Here is a 21,823-nt window from a genome sequence, read left to right as displayed (position 1 = left end):
ATCATTATTATATCCAAACTATCTGTACAAAAGCAAACTCTTTTGTCCGTTGCTATAGCTGGGATCCCAGCGATTCATGTCATCGGCACGAACACAGCAGAGACAATGTCGTCCATTGGAACCGGACAATGCGGTGCATTCCCAGGAACTGACTATAGTCGCTATATTGAGGTGGAAACCGACCCATAACATGGAAGCGAGGAGGGGTTTGATGATAACGGCAGAAGCCATTGCAGAGCAAGCGGCTCTGCAACAGGTGTTGAATTGTTATTTGCGTGAAACGGGGCAGGGGGAGTGGATCCTAGCTGCCAAGGCTCCGTCCGAATGGTGCCCTGGCAAGGCAGGTGTCTACCTGTGCGAGCTGAGTAACCAAGGTGTGCAGCTGCTGCTCGGTGTGGACTATTACTCCCGGACAGGACGCCATCATTTTAAGCACCCGGTTTACTATCGTACTTCGTTGCAGCAGGAGCCAATAGCAGGAGATTACGTGACAATCGGGGCGTTGCTTTTTAAGGAGCTAGCATTATCGAACGGGGTGCCGGTCCCATCAGGGGAGTTATTGCTGCGTCTGATCGAGAGCTGCCGGTGCACCGCGCAATATGTGGCTTGCCGAATGGAAGGCCAACTGGCGGAGCCGGGAGCAGGGTATATCGCCGCCGAACAGTCTCTATTTACCGGTCATCAGTTTCACCCTACACCCAAGAGCAGACAAGGGATGACGGACCGGGAGGCTGAGAGCTATTGTCCTGAATTGGGAGGACAGTTCCAGCTTCACTATTTCATGGCTCATCCCTCTTTGGTGGAAGAGGAGTCGGCAGAGTCAGCCACAGCTTCGGAGCTGGTGCGTGAGCTGCTGCTCAACCAGCTGCAAGAAGCGGACCTTGTGCAACACAATACTCATACAGCTTACACACCGATTCCTGTACATCCCCTCCAGGCGGCCTGGCTGCTGGAACAACCCGAGGTCAAGCGGCATCTGGCAAGCGGCAAGCTGCACTATGCAGGGGAACAGGGGCGCCATTACACAGCAACATCGTCGCTGAGAACTGTCTACCATCCGGGAAGTCCCTACATGCTGAAATTCTCGGTTCGTGTGAAATTGACAAATTCACTGCGTGTCATGAGACGCAAGGAGCTGGCAAGCGGGGTGGAGATAAGCCGTCTGCTGACCACACGGATTGGAGAGGATATCCGGCGATTCAAGGGATTTCAGATTATTCGGGATCCCGCCTATCTGACGCTTCGTCTGGGTGGGGAAGCTACGGATTCCGGATTTGAGGTGGTGCTGCGTGACAATCCGTTCCGGGGTGGCGGAGAACAGGACTGCGCACTGATTGCAGCGTTGGTGCAGGACCCGTTGCCTGGCGGTGATTCCCATCTGGCACACATCATCTACTCGATTGCAGAACGTGAGGGGCGTCCTGTAGCGGAAGTGAGCATCGACTGGTTTCGCCGGTACTTGCAAATCGGCTTGCGGCCCTTCGTGTGGCTTTACTTGAAGCATGGCATCGCGCTAGAGGCGCATCAGCAAAATTGTGTGCTCCACATGAGCGGCGGGTACCCTAACAAGCTATATTTCCGGGATAATCAAGGCTATTATTTTTGCCATTCAATGAAGGAGTCGCTAGAGCAAGAGCTTCCCGGCATTGGGACGGAGAGCGGGGATGTATATGAGGATGCCGTTACGGACGAGCATCTGATTTATTACTTGATGGTCAATCATCACTTTGGTCTGATCAGCGGCTTCGGCGGCTCGGGACTGATCGATGAACGTCTGCTTCTACTGGAGCTGCGCAGGGAATTGGCGGCGTTTGTGCCGATGGACCGGCAGCCGTCTCGTTTTCTGCAGCGTCTCTTGAGCGCGGAGCATTTGCCATGCAAGGCTAATTTGCTAACCCGTCTGCATGATATGGATGAACTGGAGCTTCCACTGGAGCATCAATCCGTCTATGTTTCCATTCCCAATCCCCTCATGAACCGCTCCGCTCGCCGTTTGTCTCCGGAGCGCAGCAGCGAGTCGGCCCTGGCAACTGCGGCTGGAGGTGGACGATGAGTACGGTATGGGAGCAAGAGGCCCTTCATGTCCAAGCTGCACTGCGATCCAGAGCTTACACAGATTGCAGGCAGCGCATCATGAGACAATTACTGGAGTCCTTGATCTATGAGCAGCTTGTGCCCTGTGACATTGCGGCACCCATGGAGGAAACCGGACATACAGGCAATCCGGATCAAGCGGCAACGCGAGTTTTTGTACTCCGGGGCACCCAGAACAATGGCAAGAGGGTGAATTATCGGTGTCAAGGACGCATTACAGCCAGCTTCGGGCGCGTCCGGTTGAATCATCTGATCATCCGCTCAGATGAACAGGGCAGGCGGCCCGCAGATTCGCTTGCTTTACTGATGACGGAACTGTTTCGGAATTCGGAAGTGAAACCAGCGCATCTGGCTGTGTTTATCCGTGAACTGGAAGAGACGCTGCTCAAGGATACACTGTCGGTATTTCACGCCGGAGATACGCCACAGACGCTGCAAGAATTAACTTATTATGAGCTGGAAGCTGCACTTCCTGACGGGCATCGTTATCATCCATCCTACAAATCCCGCATCGGCTTCGATTATCGAGACAATCAGGCCTATGGTCCGGAGTTTGCACCCGCGCTTCAGTTGCTGTGGCTGGCCGTATCGGAGCAGTGGACCTACAGCGCAATCGCCGAGGGCTGGAGTTTTCCTGAGCTCCTGATTGAAGAACTGGGCGAGGAAGCCGTCGAACGGTTCGCGCAAATGATTCGAACCCAAGGGAGAGATTCCCGGCAGTATAAGCTTCTCCCCGTTCATCCTTGGCAGTGGCAGCATCAGCTGGCCCATGCGATGGCGCCGTATATTCATGCTGGAGAGGTCATCGTCCTTGGTTTGGCTGGCGAGCTGTACCAGCCTTTGCAGTCCATCCGGACACTGCACAACCAAGAGCGGCAGGGAGCTCCCAATGTCAAATTGGCCATGAGCCTGATTAACACCTCCGCCTCCCGCTACCTGTCGCCCCATTCGGTGGCCAGTGCGCCAGCTGTCTCCGGGTGGCTGCAGTCGATGGTTGACGGAGATGCCTATTTGCGGGATGAAGCAAAACTGGTGCTGCTTCATGAATTCGCTGGCGTGGTCTTTGATCCGCCGCCAGCTGATCCCTGTGTTGAGCCACAAATCTATGGCGTGCTGGCTTGCCTGTGGCGGGACAATTTGGAGCTCCGACTCCTGCCGGAGGAGTCTGCCGTTCCTTTCAACTCATTATGCTATGTGGATAAACAAGGGGTGGCCTATATTGATCCTTGGATTCAGCGGTTGGGGGCAGAGGCATGGTGGCGCGAGCTGGTCCGCCGGACAGTGCTTCCCGTAGCTCATCTGCTAATAGCCCATGGCGTTGCGCTGGAGTCACATGGTCAGAATATGATTCTGATTCACCGGGATGGTCTACCTGCACGAGCGGCGCTGAAGGATTTTCATGAGGGGTACTATTATTGCAAATCGGCGTTAGCGGCCCCAGAGGCTTGTCCGAATTTCGCTGCCATTCACGAGAACTTCACACTGGCTCCTGTTGATGCGCTATTCGAGCAAAGCTCGGAGGAGACGGTAAGAGATACGCTCATGGACGCGTTATTGTTGTTTAACTTGGGTGAGATTACCTGGGTACTCGATCGGCACTATGACTTGTCTGAGAGCCGCTGCTGGGCAATTGTAGTGGATGAACTGGAGGCTCACCGCGATAGACATCCCGAGCTGGAGCAGCGATATCAACAATTTGACTTGTACGTACCGCTCTGCGAGGTGGAATCTCTCACCAGAGGCAGGCTATATCCGGATGTCAATGCAACCTATACCCACACGGCAGCTAATCCGCTGGCAGTGGCGCTGCGTGGGAGAAAACAAGAGATAACGACAGGAGGGAATTTATGTTAAGCCACACGTTATCAGAGCGGTGGAGCGCATTTCGCCGGCTTCCTCATCTGATAAGGCCAACTGGCAAAACATTTGGGGTCTGTATGAACTCCGGGCATGAGACTGCGGCGCTGGCCCTTTATCTGAAGGAAGAGGGGGCTTCCGTCCTGCTATTGCAGGAAACAACGACGATCGACGAAGCTGTAGAACGTGCCATTGAAGCTGATTGTCATGTCTTGTTATTCGGCTCGCCGGAGCGCGTCCTGGATCTGCCTGCTCCTGCGGCCGCAAGAGAGCCCGGGCTACTGCAGCTGAGCTCCGGCACCACGGGACCTGCCCGGGTTATCGGCAGGAGCTGGTCATCAATTGAGACAGAATGTGATGCCTATAACCGGGCATTGCAGCAGGGACTAGGAATTGAGCAACTCACGCCAGTTATTCTGGCACCGGTCTCGCATAGCTACGGTTTAATCTGCGGCGTGATGTCGGCGCAGCGGCGGGGAGTGACCGCACAGATTGAAGACAGCCGCAATCCCAAGCGGATGCTGGCCATGCTGCGAGAGCACCCGGAGCATCTCGTCTATGGTGTGCCCATTCTCCTGCATGTTTTGGACGCGTTGGCAGGCGGGCAGCCGGTTTTCCATACCCTGATGAATTCCGGGGCCCCGCTGACGCCGCCTCTCTTCGAACGGTTGCAGCGCTCGTCCCGGCGGCTGATGCAGCAGTATGGTTGCTCGGAGCTGGGCTGCATCTCGCTCAGCACCGAAGCCGAAGAGGTACAGGACGTCGGCCTGCCCCTTGATACGCATCAATTGTCAGCCGGGGCAAGCCTGTCACAGCCGCAAGAAATTATAGTGCATCATCGACCGACGGATCGTCGGATCGCGACAGGCGACCTCGGCAGCATCCAAGCGGGGGGCAAGCTGGTTGTAATGGCAAGAACTGACGATCTGATCAATGTGTCCGGGCGCAAAGTGTTGCCTTCCGCAGTAGAACATGTGCTGTTGGATATTCCGGGTGTGGCCGAGGCTGTTGTGTATCGGGGGCGGCATCCCGTCATGGGAGAACGAGTGCATGCGTTGGTTGTGGGCCGGGAGCCACTGACGGAGCAGGTTATACAGGCCGCTTGCCGCACGCGGCTCCCCGGGTATCAGGTCCCCGCACAAATTCGTCTGGTTGAGCGCATTCCGCGGTTGCCATCTGGTAAAATCAGCCGCCATCGATTAACAGAGGAGGAGCAAGGATGAAGAGAGAAGCATATCGCACGCAGCTTCGCGGAGTTATGACCGACCAGCTGCAGCTGAATCAATTACCGGAAACGTTGGAGGACGGACACCGACTTCATGAGGATCTGGGCGTGGATTCAATCATGCTGATGCAGCTGATTGTCTGGATCGAGCTGGAGATGAAGCTTGATATTCCGGAGCATGAAGTGAATCCCAAAGCCTATGTCACCATTGGCGCTTTGCTCGATTTTATGTTGACGTTGTCGCCCGCTGCGGTGCAAGGGGAGGTGCGGCAGGCATGATAAAAATCCATTGTCTGATGAGCTGTCTATGCGAAATTATTAAACGACGCAGTGAAGTCGATCATCGGCCGTTTTATTTTGGCGTCTGGGATACTCCCTTTGCCATTTCGAAGGCCGGAGGACTGGCTTATCATGACGAGGCTCTTACTCATCAGCCGCTGCTTGATCAATATGAGAGGATGTTCGGACTGAAGGTCCGCAACTGGTATGACAAACAAGCCACCAAAGAGACCAATATGGCTACCTTGCTAAGCTTGCTTGAGGACAAGCCGGAGCACCGTTATGTTTTGGTCATGTTGGATATGTGTCTGCTGCCAGGCCGTGAAACGAAAGCCAATCTGAGTCCGTTTCCGCACTATCTGATGGTGTCTAAAACGGCGGACGAGAATCGCTGGTTTGTCTTTGATCCGGATTTCCGCTGGGAGGGTGAGGCGGACAAAAGCGATGTGCTGGCGGCAATCGCCGGATTGGAGGACGGAGCGGGCTACCTGATTGACGCGGACCAGATTACCTCGCCTGATCTGAGCATGGTGGACCGTTGGTTTGCTGATACCTTCCAGCTAGACTACAATCCGCTCACCGAGCAAGTAAGAGTGATTATCCGTAAGGCGGATGCAGACGAGCAAGGGGCTGGCCTAGGCTCCCTCCTGGAGCAACTCAAGCAGCTCAAGGTGCTGGCAGTTCGCAAATACGGCTATGAATACGCATTGATGTATTTTCAGGATACGCTCGGATATTCCCGCGACCATTTTCTCCGCTGGGCGAACCAGATCGAAGACTTGGCACAAGGGTATTCGACGGCCCATTACATGTCCGTGAAACTCGCAATGACAGGAAACCGCGCCTTGCTACCCGTGCTGTATGACAATCTGGATGAAGTGGATGCCATTGAGCGGGAGATAAAGCAAGAAATTCAACGGCAATATCAAGCGTGGCGTAAAGTCGTTACTCAGCCGGCATCGGCACAGGCCGAAGCGGTTGCGGAGGGAGGTCGAACGGGATGAGGCATGCGCTGTGCACCATCTCTTACCGGCATCAGCTGACGTCATTTCGAACACTGATCGAACTCGCTGATCGGTTGGACTATGAGGGCATCGAGCTGTGGGGGGCGCACGCATCCCAGTTATATGATCTGGACCGCCGGCAAGCGGCAGAGGATCTACGCTATCTGCGCGCGACTGGAAGGGAGATCTCCATGATCAGCGATTATATTGATATATCACCTCAGGCCGATCGGGCGGCGAGTCGGGAGCACTGCCTCCGTCAGATCGAACGTGCTCGCTGGTTCGGCGCCCGACGTATCCGGATTTTTGCCGGCAACCGGGCGAGCAGAGACCTGACGCATGGAGAGCGTGAAGCCATTATCGAGCATGCCTTGTCACTAGGGCAGAGCTGTCGCGAGTCGGGGATAGAACTGCTGATGGAGACGCACCCCGGCACCCTGCTCGATCATCTGGAAGTGACGGTTAAGATAATGCGTCAAGCCGCAAGTGCATGTCCTGGTGTATTGGGGTTAAATCTGGATGTCCTGCACTTATGGGAGACGGGAACGGCGCCCCTTGAGGGATGGCTCCAGTTAGAGACTTGGACGCGCAGTCTGCATTTGAAAAATATTGATCATCTGGATCATGTCGGCGTCTTTGCGCCAGAGCAGGTCTACGCCGCCAGCGGCAATCGCAAGGGCATGCGTGGATTGTCAGAAGGTGCCATAGATTATCGATCTCTGCTCGCGGAGCTTGCCCCCTTGCCCATTTATGGCGCGGTAGAGTGGTTCGGACCTGATCCAACCGGCCGCTTATCCAGAGATATTGCATGGCTGCGTGCACGGCAGCATGGAACCCTTGCTGCAAGTGGCAGCTAATCCATTGCGCTGTGCAATAACATCCATGCAAAGGGGGCAATGGCATCCATAGGCATAGTTATAGTGGTCGCTTATAATGATAATTGTTCTCATTGATCTAAAGAGAGACGTTGCAATATGGGGGGAAGCACAACCGACGTGAACAGTTTGATCAAACATCCCGTGGCTAAAGGATTTGCGCTGGCAGGGGCAGGTATTATCCTGCTGGTTGTCATGCTGGCGGGAGTCCTGTACGGCTATCACACCTTCAGCCTGGCGCAGCTGCAAGACGCGCTGTACCGGTTTGACGGTACCAATGAGCACTTGATCATTCGTACCGTTCGCATCCCGGCGGTGCTGATTGGTGCTGCTGTAGGTGCCAGTCTGGCGATCGCTGGGGCGATGATGCAAGTGCTGACCCGCAATCCGCTGGCTTCGCCATCGGTACTGGGAGTTAACGCGGGGGCCGTGCTATTCATCGTCGTTGTTGTCACAATGACCAGTTGGGATTTGGATTTGGCCGGCATGATCTGGGTGGCATTTGCAGGGGCCGCAGTCAGCAGTTTGCTTGTCATTTTACTGGGGGCTGCCGGAAGAGGCGGGTTCAGACCTGTGAGGATGACGCTCGCAGGCACTGCATTTGCAGCCTTTGGTTCATCCATTACTTCGGGGCTGATGCTTCTGAATAACGCTTCGCTGGATGAACTCCTGTTCTGGATGGTCGGTTCAGTGACTGGACGCAAGCTGGACAGTCTGCTGGAGCTGCTACCCTATTTGGCTATCGGATGGTGCATGGCCATGTTGCTAGGCCGGTCGCTCAATATCATGGCCATGGACGATGATGTAGCCAAAGGTCTCGGACAGTGGGCATTTGCAGCCAAGGGCCTCACACTCATCGCCATCGTGCTGCTGGCGGGAGGGTCGGTAGCACTGGCGGGACCGATCGCCTTTGTGGGTCTCATGGTGCCACATATATGCCGCTATCTGATTGGCAACAATCACTTTTGGCTCTTGCCGTTCTGCGCCCTTTCAGGCGCTACGCTGCTGGTTGCTGCGGATACGGCCTCGCGGTTCCTGCTCATGCCGCGCTCTGTGCCGGTTGGTGTGACCACCGCCTTGCTTGGCGTACCCTTCCTGATCTATCTGGCACGGAGGCGAAGCGAATGAAGCAAGACGGCAAAAAACAAGCTGTCGCCAAGAACACCTTACTGCTAATTGCAGCAATAGCTGTCCTGTGGATTCTAACCGTCCTCAGTATTGCTTACGGAGCTCTGTCTTTGCCGATCTTCGAGGTCGTGGCCGCATTTTTCGGAGGCGGTGATCCGCAGAGCCACATGCTGGTTCACAGGCTGCGATTGCCGCGGACACTTGTGGCGATTTTGGTTGGAGGAGGGCTTGGCGTCGCTGGCGCACTAATGCAAGGGGTCTTTCGCAACCCGTTAGCCTCGCCGGACATTATGGGTGTAGGGGGCGGCGCATCAGCGGCTGCAGTAGCGTTTTTGACCTTGACCGGAGGTGCCTTTAGCATTCATTGGCTGCCTGTTGCAGCAATCAGCGGTGCCTTCGTGACGGCTGCGCTGATCTACATTTTAGGGTGGCGGGGAGGCTCCTCGCCGCATCGGCTGATTCTGATTGGGGTTGGCATATCGACAGCGATGTCTGCACTGACTACGTTCCTGCTGATTAGTGGCTCGTCCTTCAAGGCATCGCAGGTACTCAATTGGCTGACCGGCACCGTGTATGGCGCCTCTTGGGTTGAGGTTTATGTGCTGCTGCCGTGGGTGGCTGTGTGTCTGCCACTCGCCTGGCTCACTGCGCGCAAGCTCAATGTTTTGGCCTTGGGTGATCCCGTCGCTTCCGGACTGGGAGACCCGGTTAACCGCAGCCGTCTCTTCGTCCTGCTCATTAGTGTCTTGCTGGCAGGTGCGGCAGTAGGGATGGCTGGGGCAGTCGGATTTATTGGTCTGATGGCGCCGCATATCGCCCGGAGTCTGGTCGGCGTGCGCTACCAATGGATTATCCCCATGTCGGCTCTCATTGGCGCCTCGCTGATGGTGGGAGCGGATATGATCGGCAGACTGGCTTTTATGCCTTACGATTTGCCTGCAGGGATATTTACTGCTGCGATAGGGGCACCGTTTTTCTTTTACTTGTTGTATAGAAGTCGTAATTTTCGTTAGAGATCAAAATAAGGGAGAGAATGAAACTCATGAAAGCTTCTACACGCACGTCTTCACTCTGGTCGGCGGCCCTGCTGCTGCTGGCAATGCTCTTAGTCCTGTCCGCCTGTGGCGGCGGCAACAATACACCGGCCGAGGAGCCGGCGGCTGCTACCAATGCAGAGGCTGGCGCGGAGCAACCTGCTGATCCGCCTGCAGAAGAAACCCAAGACCAGACGCGTCAGGTTGAACACGCGATGGAAACGACAGAGCTCACAGGCACCCCCGAACGTGTAGTCGTGCTGACACAAGAGGGGACGGAGGCCTTGCTGGAGCTGGGGGTTACTCCAGTAGGTGCAGTCAACTCTGGGCTGGGCGATGGCTGGTTCCCGCATATTGCCGATCAGATGGAAGGCGTCACGGAGCTGGGCGACGAGTCGCAGCCGAACCTCGAACTCATTCTGAGCCTGCAGCCGGATCTTATCATCGGCAACAAAATCCGTCATGAGGAAATCTACTCGCAGCTCAAGGAAATTGCGCCTACGGTCCTGTCCGCTGATTTGGCGGGCCAATGGAAGGTTAATTTTGCCCTCTACTCGGAGGCCGTCAACAAACAAGCCGAAGGGGAGCAAGCCATGGCGGATTACGATGCCCATATCGAAGAAGCCACAGCAGCTCTTGGGGACAAGACTCAGTTGAAAGTCTCACTTGTGCGCTTCCTGCCAGAAACGGTGCGTATCTACCAAAAGGATACTTTTGCCGGTACAATCCTGAGCGACCTTGGAGTTGCCCGTCCGGAATCGCAAGATGTGGATAATTTCATGGAAGTCATCGAGAAGGAACGGATTGAGGCGCTGGATGGTGACGTCATGTTCTTCTTTAATGCGGACTACGATGAGGAGAAGGGTGGTACCAAAAATCAGCAGGCTTGGATGGCTGATCCGTTGTTCGCCAATCTCAATGTAGGGAAGAACGATACGGCGTTCCAGGTCGATGAAGTGATCTGGAATCTCTCGGGCGGTATCATGTCGGCCAATCTGCTGATCGACCAAATTGTTGAGAAGATGGAAGCTTTATAACATAATCAGAGTAGAAAAAGGTGCCGACGTCATTGAACTGTGACGGCGGCACCTTTTTATTTGTTTTCACCAAAAATAATTAGCGCTCGTCTGACAAAATCGTCTCGATCTGTTCGTTGAGTGCCTTCGGCGCAATAGCCTCCACGGGATCATCCGTCAGCTGGAAAGCCTGCTTCAACCGCAGCACTCTAGCAGCTTTGGCGTCAATCTCGGAAAGGGAAAGTTGACCATTATCCAGACTTGCTTTCAAGGCCTCCATGACCTCCGCTTGCTGGCCATGGTGATGACCGATGAGGACGATGTCACTACCTGCCTGCAAGGAGAGGACCGCCGCTTCTCCTACCGTACGGTGCTTGGTGATGCCCTTCATGGTCAGGTCATCGGTCATGATGACCCCCTCATACCCCATCTCTTCACGCAGCAGGTCGTTAATAATTGCACGGGATAGGGATGCAGGGTACGTCTCATCAAGGTCAGGAATCAACAGATGAGCTACCATTACTGCATCTGCCTGCGATTCAACTGCTGCTTCAAATGGCTTGAGCTCAAATTTCTTCAGCTCTTCTTGAGACTTGTGGATGACAGGCAAGTCCAGATGTGAATCGACGTCTGTATCCCCATGACCCGGAAAGTGCTTGACGACAGGGATGACACGGGCAGAACGAATGCCTTCCATGGCCTCCAGACCATGACGAATGACTTGCTCAGGCACGTCCCCATAAGCCCTGTCCCCAATCACTGGATTGTTGGGATTACTGTTCACATCCAGGACAGGAGCAAAGTCGAGATTTAATCCAAGCGCTCTAACCTGCGTTCCCAAGGCAAGCCCGCTGGCATAGGAGTAGCGTTTATCATCTTGCTCCGCAACCATGCGCGGGCTGGGGACGCTTGTGACGTCTGCAGGCATTCGGTCAACACGCCCGCCCTCCTGATCGATACCGAGGAATAACGGTACGGATTGTTCGCGATTCGCCTCTTTCAGCTCATTAACCAGACTTGCTGTCTGGGCCATATCCTCAATATTATCCTGATAAAAAATGAAACCGCCCACCTTATAGCGATCCATCATTTCTCTTGTTTCCTGCTGCAGTGATGTTCCTTCCAAGCCAAATATGACTAACTGGCCAAGCTTTTCCTCCAGCGACATCGCGTTTAATTGAGCCGTGACGGGATCCTCGGGAGCTTCTTCAGGTCCAGGAGCCGGGGCTGGCACTGGTTCAGGTTCTGTCTGGTTGGGCGCAGGTACCGGTTGATTTCCCGTGTTTGTACCACAGCCGCTGGCAAGCAGGAGACAGAGAGCGAGGAGGCATGACCAGGCTTTAGTTGTCATAAGAGCATACTCCTTTCGTATTGCCGTGAATGATCTCCATTGTTTCCTATCACTATACATGACTTAAGGTGGGAATCAAAATCGTTATAGCGGACCTATACTGCAAAGGTGAGCATAACTTTGGCGGCAAACATCCATAATGAAGAGAGACGAATCCAGACGGGAGGAAGCCTCATGTCCAGCAAGGAACGCCAGCAGTTCAAGCCCATGTCGATGTCGGCCAAAGAGTACAAGTCCTTTGCCCAAGTGCGGGAGCCATCGCGCTCCATCGGCACCAATTGTGTGAAGGCTTTTCTCGTAGGCGGAGCTATCTGTACCTTCGGGCAGCTGATCCAAAATCTGTATATGACTTATCTTAAAATGACAGAAACCCAAGCAAGTAATCCGACCGTAGCCACCCTGATACTTATCGCAGTTATTCTCACCAGTCTCGGCGTGTATGACAAGTTGGCGCAGTGGGCGGGAGCAGGTTCTGCCGTTCCTGTAACCGGCTTTGCCAACTCCATGTGCTCTGCAGCGCTGGAGTACCGCAGCGAAGGTCTGGTGCTGGGCGTCGGCGGCAACATGTTCAAGCTGGCTGGTTCGGTTATCGTATTTGGTACCGTTGCGGCGTTTTTCGTTGGCATCGTGCATCTGATTCTGGGAACCGGGGGGCAATAAGATGCTGAAGGGCAAACATACATGGTGGTTCGAAAATCGGCCGGTCATCACCGGAGTTGGTACGGTTGTCGGTCCGGATGAAGGAGAGGGTCCACTTGCTGCTGATTTTGATCTTGTGCATCCGGAGTTGGATATGCAGCAGAAGAGCTGGGAAAAAGCCGAACGATTAATTATGGAGCAGGCATCGGATTTTGCCATCCAGAGCTCAGGGCTGCAGAAGGATGATCTGCAGTTTTATGTCGGCGGCGATCTTATGAACCAGATTATCAGCAGCAGCTTTGCCGCTCGTGATCTGGGAGTGCCTTATCTGGGTGTATTCGGTGCCTGCTCGACGTCTATGGAAACTCTGGCGCTAGCTGCGCAGCTGGTGAATTCGGGCTCGGCACATCATGTGCTGGCAGGCACCTGCAGTCATAATTGTACTGTGGAGAAACAATTCCGTTTCCCGACGGAGTATGGTTCGCAGAAGCCGCCGACCGCTCAATACACCGTAACAGGGGCGGGTGCGGCCATTGTCTCCGAGCAAGGAGACGGACCGGTCATCACGTCAGCAACAATTGGCAAGATTATCGATCTTGGTGTAACAGATCCCTTCAACATGGGGGCGGCTATGGCGCCTGCTGCAGTAGACACGCTTACCCAGCATTTCAATGACACTGGCCGTACCCCAGCCGACTACGATTTAATTGTAACCGGCGATCTCGCAGGAGTGGGACATCCAATCGCCAAGGACTTGCTGGCGCGCAGCGGCATTCCGATGGAGAAGACCGTCTTTAACGACTGCGGCCTTATGATTTTTGATGTAGCCAAGCAGAAGGTACAAGCTGGCGGGAGCGGCTGTGGGTGCTCTGCTGTCGTAACCTATGGTCATCTTCTCAAACGGCTGGCGGCAGGCGAGCTGCGACGGGTGCTTGTCGTTGCAACCGGCGCGTTGTTATCGCCGTTGTCCTATCAGCAAGGGGAAACCATCCCCTGTATCGCACACGCAGTATCGATCGAAGGAAAGGGATGAAGAAGCATGCAATTTTTATGGGCCTTTCTGGTCGGCGGCGGCATCTGCGTAATCGGCCAATTGATGTTTGACGTATTGAAGCTTACTCCAGCGCATACGATGTCGACGCTTGTCGTTGTGGGAGCCATCGTAGATGGACTGGGCTGGTATGAGCCTCTGGTTGACTTTGCGGGTGCCGGAGCGACCGTCCCGATTACGAGCTTTGGCAACGCCTTGGTCCACGGAGCGCTCACCGAGCTGCATGCAAGCGGCTGGATCGGAATCATAACGGGGATTTTCAAGGTCACGAGCGCTGGCATATCCGCGGCGATTATCTTTTCATTTTTGGCTGCGTTGATCGTGCGGCCCAAAGGTTAATACTGGCACCGGAATCCCATACGGGAGAACGGTTTGCGCCGCTTGGAGGGTCCTGTGGGATCCTCCAATTTTTTTTGGAGGTTCAACGATTGGATTATATCCCGTCATTCCTGTAAAATAGAGTTATAGTGTCTTTTTTAGGATGCTTTGTGTACATATCTCGAGCTCAGGAGTTTACAAAAGCTCGAGATTTTTTTCAAACGGAACCCCCCGTCTTTGTACTGGCGGCTGCCGTTTTTTGCTTGTATCCACTATCCGGGAGGGATCCGCATGGACAATCCGAATACAGATATGCAGCTTTGCTCTGTCATCAGGCAGAATCTCGAATCTTGTATCTTGGGCAAAAGTAAAGAAATCGGCCTGCTTATGACGGCCTTGCTGGCAGGCGGACACGTACTGCTCGAAGATGTGCCGGGCACCGGAAAAACCCAGCTTGTCAAAGCTCTTGCCCGTTCCATTGGCGGACAATTCCGTCGTATTCAATGTAACCCTGACTTATTGCCCACCGATATTACGGGCGTTTCTATTTTTCATCCCCGCGACGAGCAATTTGTCTTCCGTCCGGGTCCGGTTATGGCGAATATATTGCTTGCCGACGAAATTAACCGGGCAACGACCAAGACGCAGTCTGCACTACTGGAAGTCATGGAGGAGCGTCGGGTCAGCGTGGACGGCTTTACGCATGATCTGCCCTCGCCTTTTCTCTTGTTCGCAACCCAGAACCCCATTGAATTCGAAGGAACTTATACCCTGCCAGAAGCCCAACTTGACCGTTTCATGGTCAAACTGACGCTGGGTTATCCCGATGAAGCCACCGAATTGCAAATGGTGCTAAGCCATCAGTCCGGCCAGCTGCTGGATCGGCTGGAGCAGGTGGCAGAGGTAGAGGATATTCTCCGTATTCAGGAGCGTGTGCGCCGCGTCCACATTGATGAGGCGCTGGGAGATTATCTGATTCGTATTGTAAGAGGCACAAGGGAACACGCAGGCGTACAGCTCGGTGCGAGCCCGCGTGCGGCGATTTCACTGCTAGGCGCTGTCAAGGCCTATGCGTTTCTTCAGTCACGAGATTATGTGTTGCCTGACGATATCAAAGATCTCGTTCCGTCGGTGTTGGGACACCGGCTGCTGCTGCATACCGAAAGCCGAATCAACGGTCTTACCCCTGATGAGGTGATTGAAGAGGTTGTGCAACAGACAAAGGTGCCGATCCGGTTGGAGCGTTAACCGATGGATATCCTGAAAACCAAAGTCTCCCGCTGGTGGCTGGTGGCCTCGCTATACATCACCTGTGTGTTCTATTTGCTTTTTCAGGGCGGCAAAACCTCATTCATGGTATTCATGATCGTCAACGTGTTGTTGGTCTATCTGATTCTTGGACGCTGGAGCGGCGTCGCCCGTACACAGGGGACCAGACGGTTACAGCACAAGGGCGGCACAGGTGAGTCGTTGCCTGCAGGCACGCGTCAGGAGGTCAAGCTTCAACTCCGAGTACCTGGGATTTGGCCAATTCCCTATGTGATGGTGCGGGAGAAGCTGGTCCGCGAAGGTCAGGGAGAGATGCCGTTCGAGATTCCGTTTGTACCTGACTTGCGTCGCGGAGGCGAGATATCCTATTTGACTCCACCGCTTGCTCGCGGGAACTACAGGTTCGCGCCAACGGTCTGCTCAACCTGGGATATCTTCGGCCTATTCGAGCACACTGGGCAGTTCTCCTCTCCAGGTGAATTCCGCGTGTTACCCCAGACGATCGCTATCCGCTATTGGCGGCAGCTCAATCGAGGGATGAAGGGACCGTTCTCCCATGCGGCCTCCTCCCGTTCATCCAAAGAGACAACCCAGCTTAACGGCGTGCGGGAATACCATTATGGTGATCGGCTGTCCAGGGTTCACTGGAATGCGACAGCCAAGACAGGAGAATGGAAATCCAAAGAATTTGAACGGGAAGCGTTGCCTCGTACTGTTGTCATTCTTGACAGGAATGAGCAGGCTTATCCGCAGGGAGACCGATTCGAGCTGGCTGTATCTGTGGCTGCCTCGCTGTTTGAGCATGGTATTCGCAGAGAAACCGCTATGGGTCTCGTATCTGTTGGCGATACTGCCGAAGGGTTCTCGCCACGGTCGACACCGGCACAGCGCAAGGTATTGATGAGCCATTTGGTAGGTGTGGCTGCGGACAGTCCCCTGCCCCTCTATACAGCGCTCAAGCAAGCGGGGACCCTGCTGGCACCAGGATCCTTTGCCGTTCTTATTACTCCCCAAGGCGGAGAAGAGACAGTCAAGTCCATGCAATGGCTGGAGCGTACCGGTCTTGTGCCTTGCATGATCTATATCACCGATGATCAGGCTCCCGGTGCAGCCAGCCAGGACGAATCCTGGCAGCGGTTGATCCGCAGCCGCGGCTGGCCGTTCTACACGGTCCGTCACCTGCAGGAGCTGCCGGGACAGCTGGAAGGAGGTGGTGTGAGTGCGATTGGCTCGTGATTGGTTTCACTCCATCGTCGACCAATGGTATCCCCGTCTTTCGTATCTGTTTGTCGCCGTTCTAATCTGGCAAGTACTAGGTACCCTTGATGGATACTGGTGGGAAGAGACTTACTATATTGTGGGACTGACGCTGATCGCCAGCGTCATTGTAGAACTGCTGGTGCCTGGCCGTCGCGTTTATCGTGGCATAGTCCAGCTCGCTTTAATTATCGCCCTGACATTGCAGTTTACCGATTTTCGCTGGCTGGGCTTTGCGAATTCGCCGCCGGATTCCAGGGAATGGGCATTCTGGCTGGAAGCGCACGCGACACAGGTACATCCTTTCCTGTGGATCGTACTTGGCGTCTGGTTGTTTTATTCGCTGGCCGGTCAGTGGGCGACGTCCCGTTCGCACGTCGTGCTAGTTATCTCAGGCTGCATGCTGACGTTATTAATCGCCGATTCGTTCACACCGATTGTGTTGTGGGATAAGGTAGCTTGGACGATCTTTATCGGTTTAATCTGGCTGGTCGCAGAACACTTTGCCAAATTTCAATCCAAGCATCCGGAGAGCTGGGGTCATCTGATCGAGTATCCGGCCGCCTTGGTGCTGCCGACCCTACTCGTGTTGTCGCTTGTTATGGCCTCTGGTTTGTTTGTCCCTAATGTCGCGCCCGTCCTCAAGGATCCTTATACGATCTGGCGGGAATCGCGCGGAGAGACGGTCCCATCGTTTGTGGGTGAGAAAGGACCCGTCTCCACACAGAGTAATAATGGAGACAGTCGGTCGGGGTACAGCCGGAACGATGAGACGTTGGGTGGCGGTTTTGAATTTGACTATTCCTCCGTCATGACCGTGTCCACGGATCGTAAGAGCTACTGGCGCGGGGAGAGCAAGGCGGAGTATACCGGCGAAGGCTGGGTCGATGCTCCCGGTGAGCGCCGGGAAGGCTCAATGATTGGGATTGTCAGCGAGGAGCAGCTTCCGATTGAAGATGGACCAACCGCTGACGTCGAGACGATTGAGGTTACCCAAATTGTGAACATGATCCGGGAGGAACCGCTCCCCGTATTGTTTGGCGGAGCTCCGATTTCGTCGCTTGTCTCCGTGGCAGACAGCGAAGGCGAGAACTTCCCGATTCCCGGAAGAGTGTCCTGGCTCCCGGGTTCATGGGAGCTGCACTGGCCCAGTCAGAACACGCCTGTGTCTTACCCGTCGAGCTACACGCTCACATCGACCATGGCTGTCCTGGACGAGGAGGGGCTGAGGGCGGCCTCGACCGATCTGGGCAATAGTCAAAAGAATAATATGTACCTGCAAATTCCGGACACTGTGCCGGACCGGGTATATGAACTGACAGCAACCATTACGGCAGAGGCCGAAACTCCTTATGACAAGGCAAAAGCGATCGAAACGTATCTTAGAGACAACTTCATCTACACCAACACGCCCGATATCGACAATCGGGTGAGTGAGGATTTTGTGGATGCATTCTTGTTCGAAGTGCTGGAAGGCTATTGCGATTATTACTCGACCGCAATGGCGGTTATGACGCGGATCGAAGGCATCCCTACACGTTGGGTAAAGGGGTATGCGCCGGGTATTATATCCTCTGGTATTCCGGATATGGAAATGGGCATCCCACCCGAGATCGAGCTTAATCCAGACGGGGCAGGTACGTATACCGTACGTAATGCCGATGCCCATTCCTGGGTGGAACTGTACTTTGAAGGGTATGGCTGGATTCCGTTCGAGCCGACATCAGGATTTTCTTATCCTTATGCCGTTTCCCAGGAGACGCCAGAGCTTCCGATTACCGAAGATACCGCGCCGGTTGAACCGCCGGTGGTGCAAGAGGAACAAGCCCAATCCAGCAACGTGCCACTGATTGGCGCAATTGCTGCCGCAGTCATCGGTATCATCCTGATCTGGATGCGCCGCCGACAAATCGTAGATGCGGTAATCAAGTTCCGTTTCCGCTCGTACTCGGCCAATCAACGGATTATTTGGGAGACCGAGAAGCTGCTGCGTTACTGCAAGCGCAACGGCCTTGACTATAATGAGCATGAAACGCTTCGCGAAGCCGTGGCCGTCTGGTCCGAGCGACGCAACTTCCTGCGTGATGATTTTCAAGAGGTATTATTGCAGTTTGAGAAGGCTAAATACAGCGGAACCGAAGCGACATCTGACGAGGCAGAACGAATTGTTGCCAAAGTGAAATCGATCAGAGAACGACTCTGATCCCAGCCGCCGGGGGCGCCTGCCATGAAGGCAGGCTGCTTCCGGCGGTTTGCATGCAGAGATGCTGCTTTGCAACAAATTCCTCTTCTATGGTATAGTTTTCCCTAAGATGAAGGTACGTAAAGCAAGGGAGTCGAAGCTATGTTTACACGGCTGCTGCCGAATACAATTGTCAATACCGTCTATGATATTGATCTTCATAAACTGAAGGAAAAGGGCATCCGGGGCATTATTACCGATCTCGATAATACGCTGGTCGGTGCTCGCGACCCGATCGCGACCCCAGAACTAGTTGCCTGGCTGGATGTTGTGCGCGATCTTGGGTTTCGAGTTGTCATTGTGTCCAACAATAATCAGACGCGGGTATCGAAATTCTGTGATCCGATTAATATCCCGTTTATCCATGCGGCCCGCAAGCCGGCCAACCGCTCGTTTCGCAGGGCGCTGGAAGTACTGGAGCTGAAGGCTGAATCGACAGTCGTCATTGGCGATCAGATGCTCACGGATGTACTGGGCGGCCGTAGAATGGGGCTGCACACCATTCTGGTCACCCCCATTGCGCCCAAGGATGAAGGCATTATGACGAGGGTGAACCGGCAGATCGAGAAGATTGCCCTGTCGAGACTACGCAAAAAAGGGCTGTGGCCCGAGGAGGACAAGAAGTGAAAGAGCAAGAAACCGTAACGTCCGAGCATTGTGCGGGCTGTGGAGTTAAGCTGCAGACAACGGACCAGGATCGGTCCGGATATGTGCCGGAAACTGCGCTGACGCGCGATCCGGCTATCTGTCAGCGCTGCTTCCGAATTAAGAATTACAATGACGCCGCGAGCGTCACGATTGACCAGGATGATTTCCTGCGGTTGTTGAGCGGAATTGCTGCAACAGACAGCCTGGTTGTGCATATTGTCGATTTGTTCGATTTCGAAGGCAGCCTCATCTCGGGACTGCAGCGTTTTGTCGGCAACAATCCGGTTCTCCTGGTCGTGAACAAGGTGGATCTGTTGCCGAAGGTGACCAACCTGAACCGGCTTCGGAACTGGGTGCAGCAGCAAGCGAAGGCCCACGGCCTGCGGACGGTCGATGTGCTGCTATGCAGTGCCAAGCGCAATCTCGGCTTCGACCGGGTGATCGAGGCGCTGGATCGATACAGAGATGGAAGAGATGTCTATGTGGTCGGAGCGACCAATGTAGGCAAATCTACGCTAATTAATCGATTGATTCGGGATTACAGCGATCTCGATCGCGAGCTGACTACCTCACGCTACCCGGGTACAACCTTGGATGCTGTGCGGATTCCGCTGGAAGACGGCAAAGCAATCATTGATACGCCGGGTATTGTATACCCGAGCCGGCTTACCGAGATGGTTCCCAAACAGATTCTGCAGACTATTCTGCCGGAGCATACGCTTAAACCGCTTGTGTACCAGTTGAATGAGCAGCAGACTTTATTCTTTGGCGCCCTGGCACGCTTTGATTTTGTCCAGGGGGAACGACAATCCTTTACGGTCTATATAGCTCCGGGCATCAAGCCGCACCGGACCAAGCTGGAGCGGGCGGATGAATTGTACCGGACCCATGCCGGGACCGTGCTGGCACCGCCGAACGAGGACATGCTTGGGGAAATACCGGAGTGGACCAGACATTCGCTGCGGATTCCGCGGGATAAGAGGCAGGATATCTTCATCTCGGGACTCGGCTGGATTCAGGCCAACGGCAAAACAGGCGCGCTCGTGGACATCTATGCCCCCAAGGGGGTCAAGGTGCTGCTGCGGGAAGCCATTATATAAGCTCGGGAATAAAGGGGAGCAACCAAGCTATGACAATTGCTGCAATTGACAGCCATACGACGTTGTACGGGGTCATTGGAGATCCGGTCAGACATTCCAAATCGCCAGTAATGATGAACAGGGCATTTGCAGAGACCGGAGTGAATGGCGCCTATATGGCTTTTCATATTACGCCGCCCATGCTGAAGGATTTTATCGGCGGGGTGCGAGCAATGGGGATTGCCGGTGTGAACGTCACCATCCCGCACAAGCAGGAAGTGATTCCGTTTTTGGACGAGATCGACGCCAGTGCACAAGCCATTGGCGCAGTAAATACGATTGTAAATCGGGATGGCCGGCTAACAGGTTATAATACGGATGGCATTGGTTATGTACGCTCGCTCAAAGAGGAAGCGACCGCTGAATTGGAGGGCAAAACGATCTTGCTGCTTGGGGCCGGTGGTGCCGCACGAGGGATCATCCATGCTCTCGTTAAGGAGCGCCCTGGTCGACTCGTCATCAGCAATCGCACGTCGGACAAGGCCCAGGCCCTCGCGGCGGCTTATGAAGATAAAGGCGAGCTGGTGCCCATTTCCCAGGCGGAGTTGTCTCACTGGTGCGGACAAGCTGATATTGTAATCAATACGACGTCGATTGGCATGCACCCGCTAGTCGATGCGCTGCCGATGGATCCGGCGTGGCTGCGACCAGATACCGTTGTCAGCGATTTGATCTACAATCCGCTGAAGACCTCGTTATTGAAAGAAGCCGAAGCCAGAGGCTGCCGGATTCACGGCGGCCTGGGCATGTTTATTTACCAGGGTGCTTATGCATTCGAATACTGGACCGGCAAACCAGCCCCCGCTGCAGCGATGCGGGAGAGCGTGCTTGCCGCCCTAGGTCAATCTTAGACGAAGAAAGAAGGAACCATCCTTATGTTAACAGGCAAACAAAAGCGTCATCTGCGCTCGCTTGCGCACCATCTGACCCCGATCTTCCAGGTCGGCAAAGGTGGCACCAACGAGCATTTGATCCGTCATATCCAGGAAGCGATTGAGACACGGGAGCTGATGAAGATCTCCGTCCTCAACAACTGTGATGAAGACCCCAAAGCTATCGGAGCTGAACTGGCAGCTGGTTCCGGCGCCGAGCTGGTACAGGTCATCGGCAAGACCATCGTACTCTACAAAGAGTCCACCGACCACAAAACCATCGAACTGCCATAATGGCGGGAGTCGATTTGGCTTTTTTGTTAACATGAGCGTTTATTCTCAGACTTGATAAGAACAAAGTCGGAAGAGCGGAGAGGAAGAGGGCGGCTGGAGAAGTGAAACGCTCGCCTTTGTCCCCGGATTTTAACCGCTAAAGCGGTACAAATCATAAAATCTGGGGACAACAGCGATCGGAAGCCCCCTCTTTCTCGCAGCGACTCCTCGTTGTTCGATCACGGAATGCTT

20 protein-coding genes are annotated in these 21,823 nt (G+C 54.4%); 19 read left to right on the top strand and 1 reads right to left on the bottom strand.

Annotated elements, in window-relative coordinates:
- Nucleotides 1-211: 211 nt before the first annotated feature.
- The 9 genes from F556_RS0104450 to F556_RS0104410 all read left to right on the top strand — a co-directional run bounded on the left by F556_RS0104450 (nucleotide 212) and on the right by F556_RS0104410 (nucleotide 10,533).
- On the top strand, nucleotides 212-2,053 hold the full coding sequence (locus tag F556_RS0104450) for an IucA/IucC family protein (protein ID WP_020615699.1): 1,842 nt from the start codon (nucleotides 212-214) through the stop codon (nucleotides 2,051-2,053).
- The gene (locus F556_RS33215) at nucleotides 2,050-3,948 is read left to right on the top strand and encodes an IucA/IucC family protein (protein WP_020615698.1); all 1,899 of its coding nucleotides are present in this window, start codon (nucleotides 2,050-2,052) and stop codon (nucleotides 3,946-3,948) included. The genes F556_RS0104450 and F556_RS33215 overlap by 4 nt, the downstream gene beginning before the upstream one ends.
- Nucleotides 3,942-5,174: an AMP-binding protein gene (locus F556_RS0104440; RefSeq protein WP_020615697.1), complete on the top strand. Its 1,233-nt coding sequence runs from the start codon at nucleotides 3,942-3,944 to the stop codon at nucleotides 5,172-5,174. The genes F556_RS33215 and F556_RS0104440 overlap by 7 nt, the downstream gene beginning before the upstream one ends.
- Complete coding sequence (locus F556_RS0104435) at nucleotides 5,171-5,455, top strand: phosphopantetheine-binding protein (RefSeq protein ID WP_020615696.1); 285 nt, start codon at nucleotides 5,171-5,173, stop codon at nucleotides 5,453-5,455. Before F556_RS0104440 ends, F556_RS0104435 begins: the two co-directional genes overlap by 4 nt.
- A complete protein-coding gene (locus F556_RS0104430; RefSeq protein WP_020615695.1) occupies nucleotides 5,452-6,459 on the top strand; it encodes a DUF6005 family protein in 1,008 nt (335 codons plus the stop codon). Before F556_RS0104435 ends, F556_RS0104430 begins: the two co-directional genes overlap by 4 nt.
- Nucleotides 6,456-7,316 carry a sugar phosphate isomerase/epimerase family protein gene (locus F556_RS0104425; RefSeq protein ID WP_020615694.1) on the top strand — a complete coding sequence of 287 codons (861 nt, stop codon included), beginning with the start codon at nucleotides 6,456-6,458 and terminating at the stop codon, nucleotides 7,314-7,316. The genes F556_RS0104430 and F556_RS0104425 overlap by 4 nt, the downstream gene beginning before the upstream one ends.
- Before the next feature lie 117 nt (nucleotides 7,317-7,433).
- The gene (locus tag F556_RS0104420) at nucleotides 7,434-8,462 is read left to right on the top strand and encodes a FecCD family ABC transporter permease (RefSeq protein WP_020615693.1); all 1,029 of its coding nucleotides are present in this window, start codon (nucleotides 7,434-7,436) and stop codon (nucleotides 8,460-8,462) included.
- Nucleotides 8,459-9,475, top strand: a complete 1,017-nt coding sequence (locus F556_RS0104415) for a FecCD family ABC transporter permease (RefSeq protein ID WP_020615692.1) — start codon at nucleotides 8,459-8,461, stop codon at nucleotides 9,473-9,475. Before F556_RS0104420 ends, F556_RS0104415 begins: the two co-directional genes overlap by 4 nt.
- A 29-nt stretch (nucleotides 9,476-9,504) precedes the next feature.
- Complete coding sequence (locus F556_RS0104410) at nucleotides 9,505-10,533, top strand: ABC transporter substrate-binding protein (RefSeq protein WP_020615691.1); 1,029 nt, start codon at nucleotides 9,505-9,507, stop codon at nucleotides 10,531-10,533.
- 79 nt (nucleotides 10,534-10,612) lie between these two features.
- Here F556_RS0104410 and nagZ read toward each other — a convergent pair whose 3' ends face one another.
- Nucleotides 10,613-11,863 carry a beta-N-acetylhexosaminidase gene (gene nagZ, locus F556_RS0104405; RefSeq protein ID WP_020615690.1) on the bottom strand — a complete coding sequence of 417 codons (1,251 nt, stop codon included), beginning with the start codon at nucleotides 11,861-11,863 and terminating at the stop codon, nucleotides 10,613-10,615.
- 174 nt (nucleotides 11,864-12,037) lie between these two features.
- Between nagZ and spoVAC the strand changes: the two genes are divergently transcribed.
- The 10 genes from spoVAC to yhbY all read left to right on the top strand — a co-directional run bounded on the left by spoVAC (nucleotide 12,038) and on the right by yhbY (nucleotide 21,592).
- Entirely contained in the window at nucleotides 12,038-12,523 is a 486-nt protein-coding gene (spoVAC, locus tag F556_RS0104400; RefSeq protein ID WP_020615689.1) for a stage V sporulation protein AC, read from the top strand.
- 1 nt (nucleotide 12,524) lies between these two features.
- Nucleotides 12,525-13,535: a stage V sporulation protein AD gene (gene spoVAD / locus F556_RS0104395; RefSeq protein ID WP_020615688.1), complete on the top strand. Its 1,011-nt coding sequence runs from the start codon at nucleotides 12,525-12,527 to the stop codon at nucleotides 13,533-13,535.
- A gap of 6 nt (nucleotides 13,536-13,541) precedes the next feature.
- Complete coding sequence (gene spoVAE / locus F556_RS0104390) at nucleotides 13,542-13,892, top strand: stage V sporulation protein AE (protein ID WP_020615687.1); 351 nt, start codon at nucleotides 13,542-13,544, stop codon at nucleotides 13,890-13,892.
- Nucleotides 13,893-14,162: 270 nt separating this feature from the next.
- Nucleotides 14,163-15,119, top strand: a complete 957-nt coding sequence (locus tag F556_RS0104385) for an AAA family ATPase (RefSeq protein WP_020615686.1) — start codon at nucleotides 14,163-14,165, stop codon at nucleotides 15,117-15,119.
- A 3-nt stretch (nucleotides 15,120-15,122) separates the two neighbouring features.
- The gene (locus F556_RS0104380) at nucleotides 15,123-16,376 is read left to right on the top strand and encodes a DUF58 domain-containing protein (RefSeq protein ID WP_020615685.1); all 1,254 of its coding nucleotides are present in this window, start codon (nucleotides 15,123-15,125) and stop codon (nucleotides 16,374-16,376) included.
- The gene (locus tag F556_RS33210; RefSeq protein WP_020615684.1) at nucleotides 16,360-18,600 is read left to right on the top strand and encodes a DUF4129 domain-containing transglutaminase family protein; all 2,241 of its coding nucleotides are present in this window, start codon (nucleotides 16,360-16,362) and stop codon (nucleotides 18,598-18,600) included. The genes F556_RS0104380 and F556_RS33210 overlap by 17 nt, the downstream gene beginning before the upstream one ends.
- Nucleotides 18,601-18,741: 141 nt before the next feature.
- The gene (locus F556_RS0104370) at nucleotides 18,742-19,266 is read left to right on the top strand and encodes a YqeG family HAD IIIA-type phosphatase (RefSeq protein WP_020615683.1); all 525 of its coding nucleotides are present in this window, start codon (nucleotides 18,742-18,744) and stop codon (nucleotides 19,264-19,266) included.
- Nucleotides 19,263-20,387, top strand: a complete 1,125-nt coding sequence (gene yqeH, locus F556_RS0104365) for a ribosome biogenesis GTPase YqeH (protein ID WP_020615682.1) — start codon at nucleotides 19,263-19,265, stop codon at nucleotides 20,385-20,387. The genes F556_RS0104370 and yqeH overlap by 4 nt, the downstream gene beginning before the upstream one ends.
- Nucleotides 20,388-20,416: 29 nt before the next feature.
- Entirely contained in the window at nucleotides 20,417-21,277 is an 861-nt protein-coding gene (locus F556_RS0104360; protein WP_020615681.1) for a shikimate dehydrogenase, read from the top strand.
- A gap of 24 nt (nucleotides 21,278-21,301) precedes the next feature.
- The gene (gene yhbY / locus F556_RS0104355) at nucleotides 21,302-21,592 is read left to right on the top strand and encodes a ribosome assembly RNA-binding protein YhbY (protein ID WP_020615680.1); all 291 of its coding nucleotides are present in this window, start codon (nucleotides 21,302-21,304) and stop codon (nucleotides 21,590-21,592) included.
- Nucleotides 21,593-21,823 lie beyond the last annotated feature (231 nt).

The organism is Paenibacillus daejeonensis DSM 15491 (assembly GCF_000378385.1).
Classification (GTDB): domain Bacteria; phylum Bacillota; class Bacilli; order Paenibacillales; family Paenibacillaceae; genus Paenibacillus_D; species Paenibacillus_D daejeonensis.
The sequence above is the reverse complement of the archived record's forward strand: the minus strand, read 5'-3'. Positions and strand labels throughout refer to the sequence as shown.